Below are 19,087 nucleotides of genomic sequence, written 5' to 3'. Positions count from 1 at the left end.
ACGGCGCGCGCAATCAGATCAGTCGAGCTTGTGCCCGGTCAGGCGCTCGAGCGCTTCCTGGTACTTCTCGCCCGTCTTCGCGACCACGTCGTCCGGCAGCTTCGGCGCCGGCGGCTCTTTCTTCCACGGCTGGGTTTCGAGCCAGTCGCGCACGAACTGCTTGTCGAACGACGGCGGGTTGGTGCCGACCTGGTACTGATCGGCCGGCCAGAAGCGCGACGAATCGGCCGTGAGCGCCTCGTCCATCAGATACAGCTTGCCGTGGTTGTCGAGACCGAATTCGAACTTCGTGTCCGCGATGATGATGCCGCGCGTCGCCGCGTAATCAGCGGCTTCCTTGTACAGCCGGATCGAGATGTCGCGGATCGTGGCCGACAGCTCGGTGCCGATGCGGCGCTCCATCTCGTCGTAGGTGATGTTTTCGTCGTGGTGGCCCATCTCGGCCTTGGCGGCCGGCGTGAAGATCGGCTCGGGCAGCTTCTGCGCGTTCTGCAGGCCTGCCGGCAGTTGCACGCCGCAGACCGAACCGGTGGCCTGGTAATCCTTCCAGCCGCTGCCGGCCAGATAGCCGCGCACCACCGCTTCGACGAGAATCGGCTCGAGACGCTTGACGACCACCGCGCGACCCTTGACCTGCTCGACTTCGTCCGGCGCGACCACCGACTCGGGCGCGACGCCCGTCAGGTGGTTCGGCACCACGTGCTGGAGCTTCTCGAACCAGAAGTTCGCCATCGCGTTGAGCACGCGGCCCTTGTTCGGAATCGGCTCGCCCATGATCACGTCGAACGCCGACAGACGGTCGGTCGTGACGATCAGCAACTGGTCGTTGCCCACCGCATAGTTGTCGCGGACTTTGCCGCGGCCGAGCAGCGGCAGCGAGCGGAGCGTGGATTCGTAGAGGGTAGACATCGTCGTGATTCGCTAAAAGTGGGGCAAAAAATGTGACCGGAACAAAAGGGAAACGCCGTTCCCCCGATGATGCGGGAACGGCGATCGGACGACAACCTGGCCAAACGGCCAGGTGCGGAGCCAAAACTACAGCTTAGCGGACGACTTGCGAGAGCTCGCCCGACTTGTACTTCTCCGCAATTTTATCAAGCGAAACCGGCTTGATCTTGCCAGCCTGGCCTTCGCAGCCGAATTGCATGTAACGGTCGATACAGATCTTCATCGCCGCTTCGCGCGCCGGCTTCAGGTAATCGCGCGGATCGAACTTGCTCGGGTTGGTCGCCATGTAGCGGCGGATCGCGCCCGTGATCGCCAGACGCAGGTCGGTGTCGATGTTGACCTTGCGCACGCCGTGACGAATACCTTCCTGGATTTCCTCGACCGGCACGCCGTAGGTCTCCTTCATGTCGCCGCCGAATTCGCGGATTTCCGCGAGCAATTCCTGCGGCACCGACGACGAACCGTGCATCACGAGGTGCGTGTTCGGAATGCGCTGATGGATTTCCTTGATGCGCTGGATCGAAAGAATATCGCCCGTCGGCTTCTTGCTGAACTTGTAGGCGCCGTGCGAGGTGCCGATCGCGATGGCCAGCGCGTCGCACTGGGTCAGCTTGACGAAGTCGGCGGCCTGCTCCGGATCGGTCAGCAGCTGCTCGCGCGTCATCGTGCCTTCGGCGCCGTGGCCGTCTTCCTTGTCGCCCTTCATCGTTTCGAGCGAACCGAGCACGCCCAGTTCCGCCTCGACGGTGACGCCGATCGAGTGCGCCGCTTCGACGACTTTGCGCGACACTTCGACGTTGTACTCGTACGATGCGACCGTCTTGCCGTCGGCTTCGAGCGAACCGTCCATCATCACGCTGGTGAAGCCGCTGCGGATCGCCGCCATACACACCGCCGGCGACTGACCGTGATCCTGGTGCATCACGACCGGAATGTGCGGATACGACTCCACCGCTGCTTCGATCAGATGGCGCAGGAACGGCTCGCCCGCGTACTTGCGCGCACCAGCCGACGCCTGCATGATGACCGGGGCGTTGACCTTGTCGGCCGCGGCCATGATCGCCTGCACCTGCTCCAGGTTGTTCACGTTGAATGCCGGAAGGCCATAGCCGTTTTCCGCGGCATGGTCCAGCAGTTGACGCATTGATACGAGAGGCATGCTTAAACTCCTTGGATTGAAACGAATTCTTTTGCCGTCGGCATCTTTTGCGGCGATTTTATCGCGAAGCAGGCGGCGTTCCCGCGGCGACACCGGCGCTTTGGTGCGCCGTCGCACATGGGCCGTGCGGCTCTCGCCGGCCTGCTTCGCTCAATCGAGCCCGTGCCGATCGAGCAGTCCTGCCTGATCAGTACGGCTCACCGACCCGCACGATCTTCAACGTATTGGTGCCGCCCGCTTGACCCATCGGCTCGCCGACCGTCAGCACGACCATGTCGCCGTGCGAAGCGTAGCCCTTGCCGACCACCGTTTCGAGCGCCTGCTGCAGCGCCGTGTCGCGGTCGGTGTTGGTGTCCAGATGCAGCGACGTCACGTTGCGGTAAAGCGCCATCGCCCGTTCGCTGCCGACGCGCGGCGTCAGCGCGAAGATCGGCACGTGGGTCCAGTGGCGCGACATCCACAGAGCGGTCGAGCCCGACTCGGTCAGCGCGACGATCGCCTTGGCGCCGAGGTGATAGGCGGTGAACAGCGCACCCATCGCGATCGACTGGTCGATCCGCGTGAACGTGCGGTCGAGGAAGTCCTTGTCGAGCTCCGACTGCTCGGACTTTTCCGCTTCGACGCAGATCGCGGCCATGGTCTCGATGGTCTGCACCGGATACTTGCCCGCCGCCGATTCCGCCGACAGCATCACCGCGTCGGTGCCGTCGAGCACCGCATTGGCGACGTCCGACACTTCCGCGCGGGTCGGTACCGGCGCGTGGATCATCGACTCCATCATCTGCGTCGCGGTGATCACGAACTTGTTCGACTCGCGCGCCATGCGGATCATGCGCTTTTGCAGCGCCGGCACGGCGGCATTGCCCACTTCCACGGCCAGGTCGCCACGCGCGACCATGATGCCGTCCGACGCGTCGAGAATGCCTTGCAGCGCCGGAATCGCTTCAGCGCGTTCGATCTTCGCGATCATCTTCGGCTTGATGCCGTACGGCGCGCCGGCGATGTTCGCGAGCTGGCGGGCCATTTCCATGTCGGTCGCGTTCTTCGGGAACGACACCGCGATGAAATCGACACCGAGCGACATCGCCGTGCGGATGTCCTCCATGTCCTTCGCGGTCAGCGCGGGCGCCGACAGACCGCCGCCCTGGCGGTTGATGCCCTTGTTGTTCGACAGCTCACCGCCGATCTTCACGATCGTGTGGATCTCCTGGCCGATCACGCGCTGCACGTTGAGCACGATCAGGCCGTCGTTGAGCAGCAGCACGTCGCCCGGTTTCAGGTCGCGCGGCAGATCCTTGTAGTCGAGGCCGACGCGCTCGTCGTTGCCGAGCTCGCATTCCGCATCGAGGATGAAAGGATTGCCGGTGACGAGCGTCGTCCGGCCGTTCTCGAATTTGCCGACGCGAATCTTCGGGCCTTGCAGGTCCGCCATGATGGCGACTTCGCGGCCGGCCTGACGGGCCGCCTCGCGAACGTATTCGGCGCGCTGACGATGGTCGTCGGCGGTGCCGTGTGAGAAATTGAGCCGCACCACGTCCAATCCTGCCTGAATCATTTGCAGCAGGATTTCCGGCGTGCTGGAAGCCGGACCGACAGTAGCGACAATCTTGGTGGCGCGATGCATGAGTCTCCTCGTCTGGATGGGATCGCTGGAAAGAGCGCTGCGGGGCTGCTGCGGAGTTCGCGCATCGAAAGATGCTACGTGGGGTCGCGCGCCGGTTGTGGCCGGTGTCGCTTTGTGGAGTGAGGCAGGTGATGCGGGTGATGCGGTATTCGGGACCGGCGCCTCGCGCGCCGGAGATCCGCTGTGCTGCTTGCCGGAAGGCTGTTCCGGCCGGGCCGAATCGTGTTGGCCAGATTCGGCTTGCAAAGTTGGCGGCTGCTCCGCGTCGGTGGCCGCCGGCGCTACTAGCGCCTCGGCGGCCACGTCCTGTTCGGCCCTCGCCGACGCAGCGACCGCGCGTGTCGCGCGCTCCCGTGCCGGCGTTGTCGCGTTACCGCGCGGCGCTTTCGCGCCACGCGCCTTGGTCGACTTCGCCGCTGGGGAGCGCGTCGCCACGTTAAGCCCGCGATTCCAGAACTTCGACCGCCGGCAGCTTCTTGCCCTCGAGGAACTCGAGGAACGCGCCGCCGCCCGTCGAAATGTAGCTGACCTGATCGTGGATGCCGTACTTGGCGATCGCCGCGAGCGTGTCGCCGCCGCCCGCGATCGAGAACGCCGCCGAGCGCGCGATCGCGTCCGCGAGCGTCTTCGTGCCGTTGCCGAACTGGTCGAACTCGAACACGCCGACCGGGCCGTTCCACACGATCGTGCCGGCCTTCTCGAGCTGTGCGGCGAGCACCTTGGCCGTTTCCGGGCCGATGTCGAGGATCATGTCGTCGTCCTGCACATCGGCGACGGCCTTCACTTCGGCCTCCGCGGTCGGCGAGAACTCCTTGGCCGTGACCACGTCGGTCGGGATCGGCACTGAGGCGCCGCGGGCCTTCGCCGCGTCGATGATCGCCTTCGCTTCGGCGACAAGATCGGCCTCGGCGAGCGACTTGCCGATCTTCAGGCCGGCCGCGAGCATGAACGTATTGGCGATGCCACCGCCGACGATCAGCTGGTCGACCTTCTCAGCGAGCGACTTCAGGATGGTCAGCTTGGTCGACACCTTCGAACCCGCGACGATCGCCACCAGCGGACGCTTCGGTGCGCCGAGCGCCTTGCCGAGTGCCTCGAGCTCAGCCGCGAGCAGCGGACCGGCGCAGGCAACCGGCGCGTACTTCGCGATGCCGTGCGTGGTCGCTTCCGCGCGGTGCGCGGTGCCGAACGCGTCGTTCACGTAGATGTCGCAGAGCTTGGCCATTTTCTGCGCGAGCTCGTCGGAATCTTTCTTTTCGCCCTTGTTGACGCGGCAGTTTTCGAGCAGCACGACCGAGCCCGGCGCGACGTTCACGCCGTTTTCGACCCAGTTCGCGACGAGCGGCACGTCGCGGCCGAGCAGCTCGGCGAGACGCTTCGCCACTGGCGCGAGCGAATCTTCCGGCTTGAAGTCGCCTTCGGTCGGGCGACCCAGGTGCGAGGTGACCATCACGGCGGCGCCGGCGTCGAGCGCGGCCTTGATGGCCGGTACGGAAGCGCGGATGCGGGTGTCTTCGGTGATGTTGCCTTGATCGTCCTGCGGCACGTTCAGATCGGCGCGGATGAACACGCGTTTGCCGGACAGCTTGCCTTCGGCGATCAGGTCGGAGAGACGCAATACCTTGTTCATGGGCTTGAGTAGGCGAGTTGATGAGAAGGCGGTGGCGGACAGCGCGCGGGGACGAGGCGCGGCGAACTCCGGCGCTTCGGCCCAACGGCTCCGCGGGATCGGGCGCCGGCGGCCGGCCGCGGCACTAGGCGCCTTGCTGCGGCGCGCTCAACCCGGAAAAGGGCATTTTAACTGATCCCAACGGCCATCTGACCGCGACGCGGCGAATGTCGCGTATTTGACCGCGAGGCCGTCGATGCCGCGCGCCGCGGCGTCATCGCCACACCTGGGGCCGGACCGTCACAGGAAGACGCGCATCAGCGTGAACACGACCATCCCGGTCACGATCGTGCCGAGCATGGTGCGGCGCCACAAAAACCAGCCGAGGCCGGCGAGGGTCGCGTAGAGCTCATGATTGGAAGCCGCGAACGACAGCCCCTCGGGTGTCGTCAGCACGTCGGGCACCACCACGGCGGCGAGCGCGGCGGCCGGCGCGTAGCGCAGCATTTTCTGCACGCGCGCGGGCAGCACCGTGCGCTCGCCGCCGATCAGGAACATCGCGCGCGTGAGCGCGGTGACGAAGGTCATGCCGATGATGGCGAGCCAGATTTGCGTTGAGGTCATCGGGAGTCTCCGGCGCGATCGTTTACGCCGCGGATGCGGCGCAGGTCCGCGCGCTCGATCATCAGGTCGGCTGCGCTGCCGGCGACGATCGCCGCGATCACCGCGAACGGCAGCGCGAGCCGGTACGGCAGATCGAGCGCGAGCAGCGCCACGATGGCGGCCACGCTGACCGCGGCCAGCGTGGAGCGCGTCGCGACCGCCGACACCATGATGGGCAACAGCGCGAGCGTACCGGCGAGCGCGAGCCCCCAGTTGTCGGGAATCAGGCTCGCGAGCAGGATGCCGACGATCGACGACACCTGCCACGACAGCCAGCTCGCTACCGCCATGCCCCAGAAGTACGCCTCCTTGCCCGGCACGTAGCCGGTCGGAAAGCTCCTCTTGACGAACAGCAGATAGATCACGTCGCCGTTGAAATAGCCGAGCACGATGCGCCGCCACATCGGCAGATAAGAGAAGTGCGGCGCGAGGCCGACGCTGAAGATCACGAAGCGGGTGTTGACCATCGCCGCGGTCAGCAGCACGGTCCACACCGGCAGCTTCGCCGCGAGGAGCGGCAGCACCGCCAGCTGCGACGAACCGGCGTAGCACAGCAGCGACATCGTGAGCGCCTGCGGCAGCGTCAGCACGGACTTGCTCATCGCGATGCCCGTCACGAGGCCCCAGGAAAAAATTGCCATCAGCGTGGGCGCATAGGCGCGCGCGCCTTCACGAAAAGCGCGGCGATCGGTGTCGGACAGTCGAGCGAGCATCGGGCGAAGATTGCGGGCGCAGGAAACGCCGTCGAGAAGGCCGGGCCGGCACCAGCTTGCGAGACCTCCTGCTGGCGCATCCCGATTGGATTTATGCGTGCGCTGGATTATAGCGTCCAGGGTGCGCCCAAATGCCCGTTGTGTGTGCAAAAGACGCTAAAATAGCGCTCCCGGCTATGTCCTGCGCTCATGGCCGCACCTCATAACGCACCTGCTGGAGAACCGTATGTCAATGGCCGACCGCGACGGCAAGATCTGGATGGATGGCAAGCTCATCGACTGGCGCGATGCCAAAATCCACGTGCTCACCCACACGCTGCACTACGGCATGGGCGTGTTCGAGGGCGTGCGCGCTTACAAGACGGCCGACGGCGCCACCGCGATTTTCCGCCTGCAGGAGCACACCAAGCGCCTGCTGAACTCGGCGAAGATCTTCCAGATGGACGTGCCGTTCGACCATGAAACGCTCGCCGCCGCGCAGCGTGAAGTGGTGCGCGAGAACAAGCTCGAAACCTGTTATCTGCGCCCGATCATCTGGGTCGGCTCGGAAAAGCTCGGCGTGTCGGCCAAGGGCAACACGATCCACGTCGCGATCGCCGCGTGGCCGTGGGGCGCGTACCTCGGCGAAGACGGCATCACCAAGGGTATTCGCGTGAAGACGTCGTCGTTCACGCGCCATCACGTGAACGTGTCGATGGTGCGCGCAAAGGCGTCGGGCTGGTACGTGAACTCGATCCTCGCGAACCAGGAAGCGATCGCCGACGGCTATGACGAAGCACTGCTGCTCGATGTCGACGGCTACGTGTCGGAAGGCTCGGGCGAGAACTTCTTCCTCGTCAACAACGGCAAGCTGTACACGCCCGACCTGTCGTCGTGCCTCGACGGCATCACGCGCGACACCGTGATCACGCTCGCGCGCGACATGGGCATCCATGTGATCGAAAAGCGCATCACGCGCGACGAAGTCTATACCTGCGACGAAGCGTTCTTCACCGGCACGGCAGCCGAAGTCACGCCGATCCGTGAACTCGACAACCGCCAGATCGGCGCCGGCGTGCGCGGCCCGATCACCGAAAAGCTGCAGTCCGCCTTCTTCGGCGTCGTGAACGGCAAGAGCGAGAAGTACGCGCACTGGCTCACGAAAATCTGAGCGACGTTCTGAGATGCGCAGCGCCGCCCGTCGGCGGCGCACTGCAAGCACCCCGCATACAACGAGAAAGTGTCATGAGCGAAATCAAGGAAATGCCGCTGGTCGAACTGACGGCAAAAGATCTGCCGGCATATTGTCCGAACCCGGCCATGCCGCGCTGGAGCGCGCATCCGCGCGTCTTCATCGACGTGTCGCACGGCGAAGCGCGTTGCCCGTATTGCAGCACGCGCTACAAGCTGCGCGACGGCGAAGTGATCAAGGGTCATTGATCGAACGCATCGAGCGGTTCTGAGCCGGCTTCAGCGGCGCGAGGCGTGACGTTCTGATCGCGCGCTCGACGCGCCGCAGGCTCGATCGCACGACCCGCGGGCCTCGCGCCGCGCGGCTTCCCGCTTTCCCCTTCTACCCATCCGAGCGCCACGCGCATCGCGCGCGGCGCTTGTTATCGACACCGGACACTCACCCTGATGCGTCGCGCGTTGGTTATCGCACCGAACTGGATCGGTGACGCATTGATGGCGCAGCCGCTGTTTGCGCGCCTCGTGAAATTGCATCCGCGCATCGTCATCGACGCGGTCGCGCCCAGCTGGGTCGCCCCCGTGCTCGAACGCATGCCGGAAATCCGCGACGTCTACGCGACCGATCTCGCCCACGGTAAGCTGCAGATGCTGCGCCGCTGGCAGCTGTCGAGCGATCTGCGCGACGTCGGCTACGACGCGGCCTACGTGCTGCCGAACTCGTTCAAGTCAGCGCTGATTCCGTGGCTGGCGGGCATTCCGCTGCGCATCGGCTACACCGGCGAGAGTCGCTACGGCATGTTGAACGTGCGTCACGCGAATCCGCGCAAGGACGCCCGGCCGCCGATGGTCGGCCACTACGCCGCCCTCGCCTACGCGCCCGGCGCCAAGGTCCCCGAAGATCTGCCGATGCCCCGTCTCGACACGGATCTGAACGAGGCGTCGCGCGTATCGGCGCGCTTCAATCTCGATACCCGCGTGCCGCTGCTGGTGTTCTGCCCGGGCGCCGAGTACGGTCCCGCCAAGCGCTGGCCGCCCGAGCACTTCGCGGCGCTTGCGCAGATGGTCGGCCAGTCGTTCCCGTACACGCAGATCGTCGCGCTCGGTTCGCCGAAAGACGCGCCGCTCGCGCAGGCGATCGCCGAAAAAGCGCCGAACGTGCGCAACCTGTGCGGCCAGACCGCGCTCGGCGAGGCCTGCGCGCTGATCGCTCGGGCCAACGCGGTCGTCACCAACGACTCCGGCCTGATGCACGTCGCCGCCGCGCTGCGCCGCCCGCTCGTGGCCGTTTTCGGTTCGACCGATCCGCGCCACACCCCGCCCTTGTCCGAGCTCGCGAAGGTACAATGGCTTCATCTCGAATGCAGCCCCTGTTTTGAGCGCGAGTGCCCACTCGGTCATCTGAACTGCCTGAAGCAGCTGAGCGCCGAGCAGGTTTTCGGCGATTTGCGCGGCATGCTGCTCGCGCAGCGCTGAGCCGACTGGTACTTGCACGCAACACCGCACGCCCCCGAGCGCGTCGCGTCATGTTCGCGCCTTGCGGCACGGGCAAGCTGACGCCCGGGGGCGATGGTCCGGCGCTCTGGACCGTCCCGCTACCGCTGACCCGCAACCGCGCGCCGCGCACTAGAGACTGACGAGCCATGCCACGTTTTGCCCATATCTTCGAAGCCGCCGCCGATACCCTGAACGCCTACTATCAGGCCGTCGCCGAGGTCAATATCGACAGTTTGATGGGCTTGTGGATCGACGAGGAGTTCGTCAGCTGCATCTGCGCGGACGGCTCGCATCTGCACGGTATCGAGAACATCCGCAATGGCTTGCAGGCTCAGCTCGAAGCGCTGCCGGTGTCGATCGAGCCGCTCGACATCCGCGTCTACGACAGCCTCGGCACCGTCGTCTATGCGATTGCCGAAGCGCATCGTCCGGCCGATCCGACCGCCACGCCCGCGATGGTCTTCACCACCTACGTAATGGTCCACGAGCGCGGCGAATGGCGCATTGCGCATATTCACGCGAGCCCGATGCCGAACGAGGCCGCCAGTCAGTTCGCGACCAAGATGCGGCATGGCCAGGGCCCGCTGCACTGACGCGCGGCACCACGACCGATTCAGATTCACGTTTTTTCGCTTTTCCGCCGGTATGAGTTCGACGCCACATAAACCCGCTTCCTCCGGTACGGCCCCCGCCAAGGTGGCGGCCGCCGTCGAGGCGACCGTCGAGCTGCTGTACCGGGCGCCGCTGTGGCTGCCCAACCGGCATGCGCAGACGATCGTCCCGTCGTTGTTCGCGCGCCGCCCCGCCGTGTCGTTTCGGCGCGAGCGCTGGGACACGCCGGACGGCGATTTCATCGATCTCGACTGGGTCGCGCACGAAACTCCGCCCACCGATACCGCTCCGCTTTTCGTGCTGTTTCACGGCCTCGAAGGCAGTTCGTCGTCGCACTACGCGGTCGCGCTGATGGCCGCCGCGCGCGAATACGGCTGGCACGGCGTGGTGCCGCACTTTCGCAGCTGCAGCGGCCCGCTGAACCGGCTGCCGCGCTTCTACCATCTGGCCGACAGCAATGAGGTCGACTGGATCCTGCGCCGCCTGCGCGCCGCGCATCGGGGGCCGGTGGTCGCGGCCGGCGTGTCGCTCGGCGGCAACGTGCTGCTTCGCTGGCTCGGCGAGCGGCAAAACGATGCGGCGCAGGTGGTAGCCGCCGCCGCCGCGATTTCGACACCGATCGACGTCCACGCGGGCGGCCGCGCGCTGTCGCAGGGCTTCGGCCTCGTCTATACGCGCAGCTTCCTGAAGACGCTGAAACACAAGGCCAACCAGAAGCTCGAGCAGTTCCCGGGCCTATTCGATCGCGACGCGATGCTCGCGAGCCGCACGATGTACGAGTTCGACAACGTGGTGACCGCGCCGCTGCACGGCTTTCGCAATACCGACGACTACTGGAGCACCGCAACCACCCGTCCGCTGCTGCCGCTCATTCAAGTGCCCACGCTGGTGCTCAACGCGCGCAATGACCCGTTCCTGCCGGCCGAAGCGCTGCCGTCGCGGCAGGAGGTATCGGCGGCGGTCGAGCTTTATCAGCCCGAGCACGGCGGCCACGCGGGTTTCATGACCGGGCCGTTCCCGGGCCGCATCGACTGGCTATCGCGGCGCTTGTTCGGCTATCTGGAACAACACGTCGATCATGGATGACATCGTCAAACAGTCACTCGCCAAATGGCCGAACGTGCCGAGTTGCACCGGCTGGTTGATGCTCGACCGGCGCGGCAACTGGCGCATGCGCGACGAAGCGGCCCAGGCGAGCGGCGCGCACGGCGTGCCGATCCGGCACGAGGCGCTGCTGGGCTTCATCAACCGGAACTACGAGGCCGATGAGCGCGGGCAGTGGTATTTCCAGAACGGGCCGCAACGCGTGTATGTCGAGCTGGCTTACACGCCGTGGGTGGTCAGATTGTCCGCGCGCGCGGATGGCACGCTCGCACTGCACGACCAGGGCGGCGGCGCGTTCGAGCCGGCGGCGGTGTTCGTCGATGAAGACGGCGGCATTCTGTTCGCCGATCGCTCGCAGCCGGCACGCATCGCGGCGCTGCACGATCACGACCTCGAAATCTTCTCGGATCACGCGACGCTCGCCGACGATGGTTCATTGAGCGGCGCATTCCACTGGAGCGCTCAACTCACACTGCCGCTGCAAAGCGTGCGACGCGATCAGGTGGCCGCGCGCTTCGGCTTCGTCGCAAGCCCGGCGGCGGCGCAGGTCTGACGCACGCGCCGGCGTGCACCTGCGTCCACCCTACCCCTTCTCGTCGAGCCGCTCCTCCTTGTAGCGGTTCTCCATCTCGTGCAGACGCGCGTCGACGGTCGCCAGGTCGTAATAGCCGATCGTCTTCAAGTCGCGCGCGTCCTTCAACTGCCGGATCGCCGAGGGCCACGCGCCCTCCAGCGCGAACTTTTCCGCCATCGCGCGATGCTGCGTCAACGCATCGCCACTGCCCGCACTCGCCTGCGCGAGATACAACCACCACGCGGGTTGATCGGGATGCGTCCGGGTTTCCTTCTTCGCGAGCGCCTGCGCGTCGGTGAAACGGTGCAGCGTCAGCAGCGTGCGGATATGCATATCGATCGCGGCGTTCGACTGCGGCCAGCGCTTCTGCGCGAAGTCGGCGAGACGCGCGGCTTCGTCCGCATGACCGGCACTGCGCGCGATGTCGGTCGCGAGCACGTCGAGGCTCGGCGAATCGCGCTCAGGCTCGCCTTCCGCACGCGCGCCGGAGACGAACGTCGCGCGCGCGCTCGCAAGGGAGGCGGCCGCGTCGTCGTAGCGCTCGAGCAACATCTGCCCGTAGGCGATGCCGTACCAGTTGGCCGCAACGTTCAGCGCGGTGCGGTCCTCGATTTCCGAGCGCAAACGCGAAATCTCGTCCGCGTAGTCGCTGCGCGAATGGCCCTGCAACAGACCCGCGCGCGCGCGCACGAAGCCGTACTCGGAGTCTTGATGCGGCTGCCGGTACGGCGCGCGGCGCGCACGGTCCTCCATGTCGGCGATCCGCTCGCCGGTCAGCGGATGCGTGCGCGCGTAGGCCGGAATGCCGTTGTCGTTCATCGCCGCGCGGTCGAGCCGGTGGAAGAACGTCGGCATCGCGTAGGGATCGTAGCCGGCACCGGCGAGCAGCAGAAAGCCGACGCGGTCCGCCTCCTGCTCGGCCGATCGTGAGAAGCGCAACTGGCTGTCGACCGCATACGCCTCGCTGCCGAGCGCGATCGCGCTGCCGAGGTCGCCGCTATGCGCGAGTACGCCTGCCAGCACGCCGAACAGCACGCCGACGAGCGCCGCGTAGCCGCTGCGCTCGCCGTTGGAGATCATCCGCGAGATGTGCCGCTGCAGCACGTGTCCCATCTCGTGACCCAGCACCGCCGCGAGTTCGGACTCGGTCTGCGTCGCCACGATCAACCCGGTGTTCACGCCGATGAAACCGCCCGGCAGCGAAAACGCGTTGATCTGCGCGTCGCGCACCCCGAACAGTTCGAAATCCGGACGGTAACCGCCGATATACAGCGCGCTGGCCGCCGCTGCGAGCTTGGCGGCGACCGAATTCAGGTAGTCGCGCACGAGCCAGTCGTCGAGATAATCGGGGTCGCGGCGTATGTCGCGCATCACGCGCTCGCCGAGCTTGCGTTCGGCCTGCGGAGTCAGCGAGCCGGCGCCGCCGCTGCCGAGATCGGGCAACTGCTGCGCGACGATCGGCGCGCGCCAGTCGTTGCTGCCGGTTTTGCCGCCATTGCTGCCGCTAGCGCCGCCATTGGAAAAACGGCTCTGCGCGCCGCCGTAGGTGCCGAACACGCCGCGCGCGATGTCGGGCGGCAGGCTCGGATCGACCGCGTCGCTCGGGCCGCTAACGAGCGGCGCCTCGGACGATGGGGTTCCCGGCGCGAGGGCCGCTCCGCCGGTCGATTGCGCGAACGCGCCGGGCGGCATTGCGAGTGCGACAGATAGCAAGGCAGCGAGGAATCGTTTTGAATGCATCGCGAAGCCGGTCTGACGAAGTCGAAAAACATCGCCCGTGGCCCGGACTAAGATAGCGGGCAAGGACGTCGAAGGACGCGTACAAGGCAAAACGCACGGTACCGCACAGCGCAAGTGTAATCAGCCGCCGCGCCGATTCGGGGCCGCGCCGCACTGCTATGATAGGCGCCCTCTGAAGGAGTCAACCATGCTTGAACTCACTCATTTCGATGCGTCTGGTGACGCGCATATGGTGGACGTCGGCGGCAAGCAGGAGACGAAGCGCATCGCGATCGCGCGTGGCTCGATCCGCATGCTGCCCGACACGTTCGCGCTGATCCGCGACGGCAACGCCAAAAAGGGCGACGTGATCGGCGTCGCGCGGATCGCGGCGATCCAGGCCTCGAAGCGCACCGCCGATCTGATTCCGCTGTGCCACCCGCTCGCGCTGACACGCGTGAAAGCCGACTTCGAACTCGACGAGCAGATGCCCGGCGTGCATTGCACGGTCCAGGTCGAGACGTTTGGACGCACGGGCGTCGAAATGGAAGCGCTCACCGCCGTGCAGGTCGGGCTGCTGACCGTGTACGACATGTGCAAGGCGGTGGACCGCGGCATGACCATCACCGATGTGAAGGTGATGGAAAAGCATGGCGGGAAATCGGGGGACTGGGTCGCGCAAGCTTGAAGCGCGGGTCGACAACTATCCGGGTAGCACCATGACCATCGACGAACTGCTCAAGCAGCTACTGGCGTTTCGCGACGCGCGCGACTGGCGGCAGTTTCACACGCTGCGTAACCTGATCGTCTCCACCGGCATCGAAGCCGGCGAGCTTCTGGAGACGATTCAATGGAAGTCCGACGCGCAGATCGACACGCTGCTCAGTGATCCCGAGCAATCGACGAACCTCCGGCACGAGTGCGCCGACGTCTTCATGTACCTGCTGCTGGTGGCTCATACCGCAGGCTTCGATCTCGTCGACGCGGCCGCGGAAAAACTGAAGCTGAACGAAGCGCGCTACCCCGTCGACAAGGCGAAAGGCACGGCCGCGAAGTATTCCGAGTTGTGAACTTAGAGGCGAGGAGGCCTGCCTTGACGCGAGCACGCCGAAGCCTCCGCGGCCCGATCAATCTTCGTCGCTGTCGTCATCCGGTGCCGCATCCGCTGCGGGCCTGCCGTAGCGCTTCACCAACTGCTCCTTGAAACCCGCGAGCGACTTCTGCTCGTCGACGAGCTGGTACACATAGCCGAGCTGCGCGGGCCAGTCCTTCAGTTCCTCCGCGAAAATCCGCAAGCGTTCGACCGTATCGAGCGCCGCCGCGGTATCGCCGGTCAGCGCCTGTAGCACCGCGTAGCGACGCAGCACGGTTTCGCCCGGCAACAGTGCGATCGCCTGCTTGTGCATCGCGAGCTTGCGTTGCAGGTTCAGCGGATTCATCGGCTGCAGTGTCGCCAGACCGTATTCGCCCCACGCGCCGAACATGAACGAAGGATCGGCGGCGTACTGTTCGGCTGGACGCTGACCGTAGTACAGCACCTCGGCGCGCGCATAGTCGCGATAGATCGGATACAGCGCGGCGAGTCCGCCGAATACCACGACCGCGAACGCGCCGAGCGACAGTTTCGCGGGCACCGCGCGCAACGGCCGCGTTTCGAGCAAGCCGAACACGAACATCGCAGGCAACAGGAAGAACATGTACTGCTGCGGATACTCGACGAGCGCATGCATCGTCAGCACGCCGATCAGCGCGATGCCGAACACGCGCGTGGCGCTTTGCGGCGCACGCACGACACGCACGAGCCACGCGACGAGACCCACGAGCACGATCCCGAGTCCGATAAGACCGGTTTTGGCGAGCAGATCGACGAAGATGTCATGCGAGTTGTTGGCGATTTCGACGCCGCCCAATTGCCTGACGAGCGCGAACTGATAGCTCGGAAATTCGCCCCAGCCGACGCCGAGCAGCGGATGCTGCTTGAACATCGTCCAGCCGTATTTCAATAGCGCGATGCGCGGCGCGATTTGACCGGCATCCTGGAAGCGCTCGGCCGCCGACTGCCCGAGTTCGAGGTGAAAACGCACGTTGGCCCAGCGAATCACCGCATTGACCACGAAAAACAGCACCGCGAGCGCGATCGGCACCAGCCAGTCACGGCTGCTACGACGCGATTGCGGTTCGTTGCGAGTCTGCGCGAACGCCATCCAGAAGCCGGCCACGACGATCACCCCCATCTGCAGCCACGGACCGCGCGACACGGTCAGCGCGAGGCCGACGGAGAAAATCGTCGACACGAGCAGCCAGATAGGCAGCGCGATGCGGCGCGTCTGCACGAGGTACAGCGCGCCCGCCATCGCGAACGCGATATAGGTCGCGAGGTGGTTCGCCTGCGCCATGTTGCCGAACGGCCGGCGATCGACAGTGATGTTGTACGCGACGATGAGCGGCGCCACGCGCGTTTCGAGGTGAAACAGCTGGATCACCTGGCTGAACACCGAGAACAGGCCGCCGACGATCAACGCCCCCGCCGCCCAGCGCAACGCGGTCTCGTCGAGTTTCACACGCGTGAAGCCATAGCCCACGTGCGCGGCCATCCACGCAGCGAGCAGGAAGCCCGCGCCGAGCCAGTTCATCGACGGCTCAGCGACCGGCAGCACGAACGTTTGCAGCACCAGCAGGAGGCCGAACAGCAAGGGCACGAGCGCGACCATGGGCGACGCGAAGCTCACGCGCGGCCGGGCGGTCGCGACCGTCAGCATGACGGCCGCCCCGGTCAGCAGATACAGCGCGAGCGAGGTGAATTCGGAGTAGAAGGTTGGGATCGGATACGTATGGTTGGCAACCGCGTAGGGCAGGATCAACGCAAGAGCCAGCAGTACGAGAGACAGGTAGCGCGCGAAAGGGGTGGGCATCGAATCAACGGTGGGCGTCAGCAACCGGCGCACTATACAAAAATTTCGTTGCACTGTGCGCCGGTTCGGCCGAAATAGGCTGCAAATCAGCCCTTTACGTTGTGGCTTCGAGTCGTCCGGTCAGCGCCCGGCCGTCGTCTCGTTGGCTTGTTCAGTTCATCTGCCCCTTACGATCGGCACTCGGGCGGCGCCAGATTCGCCGCGAGCGTCGGCGCTTCACCCGGCATCGGCCCCGACCCCGGCGCCGGCAACGAAGACGCGCTCTTGCCGCTCGCAAAGCATTCCCACGTCAGCGCGCCCGTCTGCACCGTGTCCTTGGCCAACGCGACACGTGCGCTCGGCGCATCGGCGTTGTCCGGCACCGAGGGCACCAGCGTTATCGTGTTCGCGCCGGCCTGCGCGACGCGCGTCGAGTACCTGATCGTGATCTGACCGGTGTCGTCGTCGATCTGGATGGACTCGACGTTGCGGGTGGCGGGCGGCGACGCATAACCGCCGCTGAATGCGTTGCCGCTCGCGGCGTTTTCGGCCACCGCGAGCCGCGCCGACGCCGCGAGCGACAAGCCCTCGCCGACCCGGCTGCGCGCCAGATAGTCCTGATACGCGGGAATCGCATAGGCCGCGATCACGCCGACGATCGCCAGCACGATCATCAGCTCGATCAACGTGAAGCCGACGCCGCAGCGCCGGCAAAGGCGCGCGAACCAATTCTCGCGCCAACGTGCGCGGCGCGACCTACGCGAAAATTGCGTCGATTGAGAGTAAGGGGAATACGGCAGGGTAACGATCATCGGCAGACTCCTGATACGAGAAACGCGTGACCCGTGGATCGGGAACAGGCGTTTCCATCGTAGCGAGCGACGCTTGCGCGTCACAGTCAGCCGGATGGCCAGGCTTGCATTCGGACGGCATCACGGCTTAGGCAGCGGCGCACCGTCGATGCCATGCTCACACCGCCGCGCGTTTCGCGTTACGGCGCTTCAACAGATAACCGACGATCACGACGAACAGCGCGCCCGCGATGCTCATCCCGTATTCCGCGACGGGCGTGTCGAGGATCGGCCAACGGTCGCCGGCCGGGTCGTTGACCATCAGACCGCCCGCGATCCAGCCGAGCAGGCCCGCGCCGAACAGCACGATGCCCGGAAAGCGATCGAGCAGCTTCAGAATCAGCTGGCTGCCCCACACGATCAGCGGAATGCTCACGACGAGGCCAAAGATCACCAGAGCCAACCGGTGCTCGTGCTCCGCGGCTTCGGCCGCGCCCGCGATCGCGATTACGTTGTCCACGCTCATTACCGCATCCGCGATGATGATCGTCTTCACCGCCGAGATCAGCTTGTCGGCCGGCTTGACGTTGTCGTGAACGTCGTGCGCGGGCGCGAGCAAGCGCACGCCGATCCACAGCAGCAGCAACCCGCCCGCGAACTTCAGGAACGGCACGTCGAGCAGCGCGACCGCGAATGCGATCAGCACGACGCGCAGCAGGATCGCGCCGGCGGTTCCCCACACGATGCCGCGCATGCGTTGCGACTGCGGCAGGTTGCGGCAGGCGAGCGCAATGACGACCGCGTTATCGCCGCCGAGCAGCACGTCAATGACGATGATCTGAAAGACCGCGCCCCAATTGAGCGTCGTGAAGAATTCGAGCATGGAAAAAAGAATAAGAAAAAATCTACCGAGCGGACAGCACGACGGCGCAAGTGCGGACGAAAAAAAAGCGGGGGAGTCTGCACTCCCCCGCTTTTCGGGACCGCTCGCTCACGAAAGGACTTCGTAAGCGTATCAAAATCGCGCGCTCACGGCACGCGAATTCGATTTACAGCATCGCCTTCAGAAGACGCGCCATTTCCGACGGGTTCTTCGTGACCTTGATACCGCATGCGTCCATGATTTCCAGCTTCGCTTCAGCGGTGTCCGCACCGCCCGAGATCAGCGCGCCGGCGTGGCCCATGCGCTTGCCCGGAGGCGCCGTGACGCCGGCGATGAAGCCAACCACCGGCTTCTTCATGTTGTCCTTGATCCAGTGCGCGGCGTTCGCCTCGTCCGGACCGCCGATTTCGCCGATCATGATGACGGCGTCCGTATCGGGATCGTCGTTGAACATCTTCATCACGTCGATGTGCTTCAGACCGTTGATCGGATCGCCGCCGATACCGACTGCCGAAGACTGGCCGAGGCCGATCGCGGTCAGCTGGCCGACTGCTTCATACGTCAGCGTGCCCGAACGCGATACGACGCCGATGCGGCCCTTGCGGTGGATGTGACCCGGCATGATGCCGATCTTCAGTTCGTCCGGCGTGATCGTGCCCGGGCAGTTCGGTCCGAGCAGCAGCGTCTTGCGGTTTTCGCGACGCATACGGTCCTTGATCTCGATCATGTCGCGGACGGGGATGCCTTCCGTGATACAGATTGCGAGATCCAGGTCGGCTTCGACGGCTTCCCAGATTGCCGCAGCAGCGCCTGCCGGCGGAACGTAAATCACCGACACGGTTGCGCCCGTTTCAGCCTTGGCTTCAGCGACGCTAGCGTAGATGGGGATGCCTTCGAAATCTTCGCCGGCGCGCTTCGGGTTCACGCCCGCGACGTACGCTTCGCGGCCGTTTGCGTATTCACGGCAAGCACGCGTGTGGAACTGACCGGTCTTGCCGGTGATGCCCTGCGTGATGACCTTGGTGTCTTTGTTGATCAGAATCGACATGTATTGACCTCTGTTCGTTTGGCGTCGCGCGGTAGCGCCACGCGGCGCGATGCTTCACGCCTGTGTCGCTCGCGCGCCGCCACTC

Annotated in this window: 19 protein-coding genes; 8 read left to right on the top strand and 11 right to left on the bottom strand. The window is 65.4% G+C overall.

From position 1 onward, the window contains the following. Positions 1-18: 18 nt before the first annotated feature. The 6 genes from QFZ94_RS15585 to QFZ94_RS15560 form a co-directional block, all read right to left on the bottom strand. Positions 19-909 carry a phosphoribosylaminoimidazolesuccinocarboxamide synthase gene (locus tag QFZ94_RS15585; RefSeq protein ID WP_013090424.1) on the bottom strand — a complete coding sequence of 297 codons (891 nt, stop codon included), beginning with the start codon at positions 907-909 and terminating at the stop codon, positions 19-21. Positions 910-1,042: 133 nt separating this feature from the next. After that, positions 1,043-2,107, bottom strand: a complete 1,065-nt coding sequence (gene fba / locus QFZ94_RS15580) for a class II fructose-bisphosphate aldolase (protein ID WP_368583970.1) — start codon at positions 2,105-2,107, stop codon at positions 1,043-1,045. A 187-nt stretch (positions 2,108-2,294) separates the two neighbouring features. Continuing rightward, entirely contained in the window at positions 2,295-3,731 is a 1,437-nt protein-coding gene (gene pyk / locus QFZ94_RS15575) for a pyruvate kinase (protein WP_013090425.1), read from the bottom strand. A 436-nt stretch (positions 3,732-4,167) separates the two neighbouring features. Then, positions 4,168-5,361 carry a phosphoglycerate kinase gene (locus QFZ94_RS15570; protein ID WP_429458008.1) on the bottom strand — a complete coding sequence of 398 codons (1,194 nt, stop codon included), beginning with the start codon at positions 5,359-5,361 and terminating at the stop codon, positions 4,168-4,170. A gap of 279 nt (positions 5,362-5,640) precedes the next feature. Next, on the bottom strand, positions 5,641-5,964 hold the full coding sequence (locus QFZ94_RS15565) for an AzlD domain-containing protein (RefSeq protein ID WP_429458006.1): 324 nt from the start codon (positions 5,962-5,964) through the stop codon (positions 5,641-5,643). Further along, positions 5,961-6,716 carry an AzlC family ABC transporter permease gene (locus QFZ94_RS15560; protein WP_429458003.1) on the bottom strand — a complete coding sequence of 252 codons (756 nt, stop codon included), beginning with the start codon at positions 6,714-6,716 and terminating at the stop codon, positions 5,961-5,963. Before QFZ94_RS15560 ends, QFZ94_RS15565 begins: the two co-directional genes overlap by 4 nt. 226 nt (positions 6,717-6,942) lie before the next feature. Here QFZ94_RS15560 and QFZ94_RS15555 point away from each other — a divergent pair, with 226 nt between their 5' ends. The 6 genes from QFZ94_RS15555 (at position 6,943) to QFZ94_RS15530 (ending at position 11,649) form a co-directional block, all read left to right on the top strand. Then, complete coding sequence (locus QFZ94_RS15555; RefSeq protein ID WP_429458000.1) at positions 6,943-7,866, top strand: branched-chain amino acid transaminase; 924 nt, start codon at positions 6,943-6,945, stop codon at positions 7,864-7,866. A 74-nt stretch (positions 7,867-7,940) separates the two neighbouring features. After that, positions 7,941-8,135 (top strand): zinc-finger domain-containing protein, encoded by a 195-nt coding sequence (locus tag QFZ94_RS15550; protein ID WP_013090430.1) that lies wholly within the window; start codon positions 7,941-7,943, stop codon positions 8,133-8,135. Positions 8,136-8,333: 198 nt separating this feature from the next. Next, entirely contained in the window at positions 8,334-9,359 is a 1,026-nt protein-coding gene (gene waaF / locus QFZ94_RS15545) for a lipopolysaccharide heptosyltransferase II (protein WP_176105137.1), read from the top strand. Between the two features lie 167 nt (positions 9,360-9,526). Continuing rightward, positions 9,527-9,973, top strand: coding sequence for a nuclear transport factor 2 family protein (locus QFZ94_RS15540; protein WP_368583975.1), 447 nt, complete (start codon positions 9,527-9,529; stop codon positions 9,971-9,973). 52 nt (positions 9,974-10,025) lie between these two features. Then, entirely contained in the window at positions 10,026-11,078 is a 1,053-nt protein-coding gene (locus QFZ94_RS15535; protein ID WP_429457997.1) for a hydrolase, read from the top strand. Then, positions 11,071-11,649: a DUF2946 family protein gene (locus QFZ94_RS15530; RefSeq protein ID WP_368583977.1), complete on the top strand. Its 579-nt coding sequence runs from the start codon at positions 11,071-11,073 to the stop codon at positions 11,647-11,649. Before QFZ94_RS15535 ends, QFZ94_RS15530 begins: the two co-directional genes overlap by 8 nt. Positions 11,650-11,679: 30 nt before the next feature. Here QFZ94_RS15530 and QFZ94_RS15525 read toward each other — a convergent pair whose 3' ends face one another. Next, positions 11,680-13,410, bottom strand: coding sequence for a M48 family metalloprotease (locus QFZ94_RS15525; RefSeq protein ID WP_429457994.1), 1,731 nt, complete (start codon positions 13,408-13,410; stop codon positions 11,680-11,682). A gap of 187 nt (positions 13,411-13,597) precedes the next feature. Here QFZ94_RS15525 and moaC point away from each other — a divergent pair, with 187 nt between their 5' ends. Continuing rightward, on the top strand, positions 13,598-14,077 hold the full coding sequence (gene moaC, locus QFZ94_RS15520) for a cyclic pyranopterin monophosphate synthase MoaC (protein ID WP_429457992.1): 480 nt from the start codon (positions 13,598-13,600) through the stop codon (positions 14,075-14,077). A 31-nt stretch (positions 14,078-14,108) separates the two neighbouring features. Next, positions 14,109-14,459: a nucleotide pyrophosphohydrolase gene (locus tag QFZ94_RS15515; protein WP_368583980.1), complete on the top strand. Its 351-nt coding sequence runs from the start codon at positions 14,109-14,111 to the stop codon at positions 14,457-14,459. Between the two features lie 57 nt (positions 14,460-14,516). Here the strand turns inward: QFZ94_RS15515 and QFZ94_RS15510 are convergent, their stop codons facing one another. From QFZ94_RS15510 to sucD, 4 genes are all read right to left on the bottom strand, one after another. Next, positions 14,517-16,301 (bottom strand): PglL family O-oligosaccharyltransferase, encoded by a 1,785-nt coding sequence (locus QFZ94_RS15510; protein WP_429457989.1) that lies wholly within the window; start codon positions 16,299-16,301, stop codon positions 14,517-14,519. Between the two features lie 167 nt (positions 16,302-16,468). Beyond that, on the bottom strand, positions 16,469-17,092 hold the full coding sequence (locus QFZ94_RS15505) for a pilin (RefSeq protein ID WP_429457987.1): 624 nt from the start codon (positions 17,090-17,092) through the stop codon (positions 16,469-16,471). A gap of 157 nt (positions 17,093-17,249) precedes the next feature. After that, positions 17,250-17,954 carry a TerC family protein gene (locus QFZ94_RS15500; protein ID WP_018437749.1) on the bottom strand — a complete coding sequence of 235 codons (705 nt, stop codon included), beginning with the start codon at positions 17,952-17,954 and terminating at the stop codon, positions 17,250-17,252. Between the two features lie 166 nt (positions 17,955-18,120). After that, positions 18,121-19,002: a succinate--CoA ligase subunit alpha gene (sucD, locus tag QFZ94_RS15495; protein WP_013090441.1), complete on the bottom strand. Its 882-nt coding sequence runs from the start codon at positions 19,000-19,002 to the stop codon at positions 18,121-18,123. Positions 19,003-19,087 lie beyond the last annotated feature (85 nt).

The sequence above is a fragment of the Paraburkholderia sp. JPY465 genome (assembly GCF_050436725.1).
In the GTDB taxonomy this organism is placed as follows: Bacteria; Pseudomonadota; Gammaproteobacteria; order Burkholderiales; family Burkholderiaceae; genus Paraburkholderia; species Paraburkholderia youngii.
Note: the sequence above shows the minus strand (reverse complement) of the source record. Positions and strands in the feature narration are given on the sequence as shown.

Excerpts from the sequence above, each read along its gene's own strand:
- QFZ94_RS15585 (WP_013090424.1), bottom strand. The coding sequence starts at position 909 with ATGTCTACCCTCTACGAATCCACGCTCCGCTCGCTGCCGCTGCTCGGC.
- fba (WP_368583970.1), bottom strand. The coding sequence starts at position 2,107 with ATGCCTCTCGTATCAATGCGTCAACTGCTGGACCATGCCGCGGAAAAC.
- pyk (WP_013090425.1), bottom strand. The coding sequence starts at position 3,731 with ATGCATCGCGCCACCAAGATTGTCGCTACTGTCGGTCCGGCTTCCAGC.
- QFZ94_RS15570 (WP_429458008.1), bottom strand. The coding sequence starts at position 5,361 with ATGAACAAGGTATTGCGTCTCTCCGACCTGATCGCCGAAGGCAAGCTG.
- QFZ94_RS15565 (WP_429458006.1), bottom strand. The coding sequence starts at position 5,964 with ATGACCTCAACGCAAATCTGGCTCGCCATCATCGGCATGACCTTCGTC.
- QFZ94_RS15560 (WP_429458003.1), bottom strand. The coding sequence starts at position 6,716 with ATGCTCGCTCGACTGTCCGACACCGATCGCCGCGCTTTTCGTGAAGGC.
- QFZ94_RS15555 (WP_429458000.1), top strand. The coding sequence starts at position 6,943 with ATGTCAATGGCCGACCGCGACGGCAAGATCTGGATGGATGGCAAGCTC.
- QFZ94_RS15550 (WP_013090430.1), top strand. The coding sequence starts at position 7,941 with ATGAGCGAAATCAAGGAAATGCCGCTGGTCGAACTGACGGCAAAAGAT.
- waaF (WP_176105137.1), top strand. The coding sequence starts at position 8,334 with ATGCGTCGCGCGTTGGTTATCGCACCGAACTGGATCGGTGACGCATTG.
- QFZ94_RS15540 (WP_368583975.1), top strand. The coding sequence starts at position 9,527 with ATGCCACGTTTTGCCCATATCTTCGAAGCCGCCGCCGATACCCTGAAC.
- QFZ94_RS15535 (WP_429457997.1), top strand. The coding sequence starts at position 10,026 with ATGAGTTCGACGCCACATAAACCCGCTTCCTCCGGTACGGCCCCCGCC.
- QFZ94_RS15530 (WP_368583977.1), top strand. The coding sequence starts at position 11,071 with ATGGATGACATCGTCAAACAGTCACTCGCCAAATGGCCGAACGTGCCG.
- QFZ94_RS15525 (WP_429457994.1), bottom strand. The coding sequence starts at position 13,410 with ATGCATTCAAAACGATTCCTCGCTGCCTTGCTATCTGTCGCACTCGCA.
- moaC (WP_429457992.1), top strand. The coding sequence starts at position 13,598 with ATGCTTGAACTCACTCATTTCGATGCGTCTGGTGACGCGCATATGGTG.
- QFZ94_RS15515 (WP_368583980.1), top strand. The coding sequence starts at position 14,109 with ATGACCATCGACGAACTGCTCAAGCAGCTACTGGCGTTTCGCGACGCG.
- QFZ94_RS15510 (WP_429457989.1), bottom strand. The coding sequence starts at position 16,301 with ATGCCCACCCCTTTCGCGCGCTACCTGTCTCTCGTACTGCTGGCTCTT.
- QFZ94_RS15505 (WP_429457987.1), bottom strand. The coding sequence starts at position 17,092 with ATGATCGTTACCCTGCCGTATTCCCCTTACTCTCAATCGACGCAATTT.
- QFZ94_RS15500 (WP_018437749.1), bottom strand. The coding sequence starts at position 17,954 with ATGCTCGAATTCTTCACGACGCTCAATTGGGGCGCGGTCTTTCAGATC.
- sucD (WP_013090441.1), bottom strand. The coding sequence starts at position 19,002 with ATGTCGATTCTGATCAACAAAGACACCAAGGTCATCACGCAGGGCATC.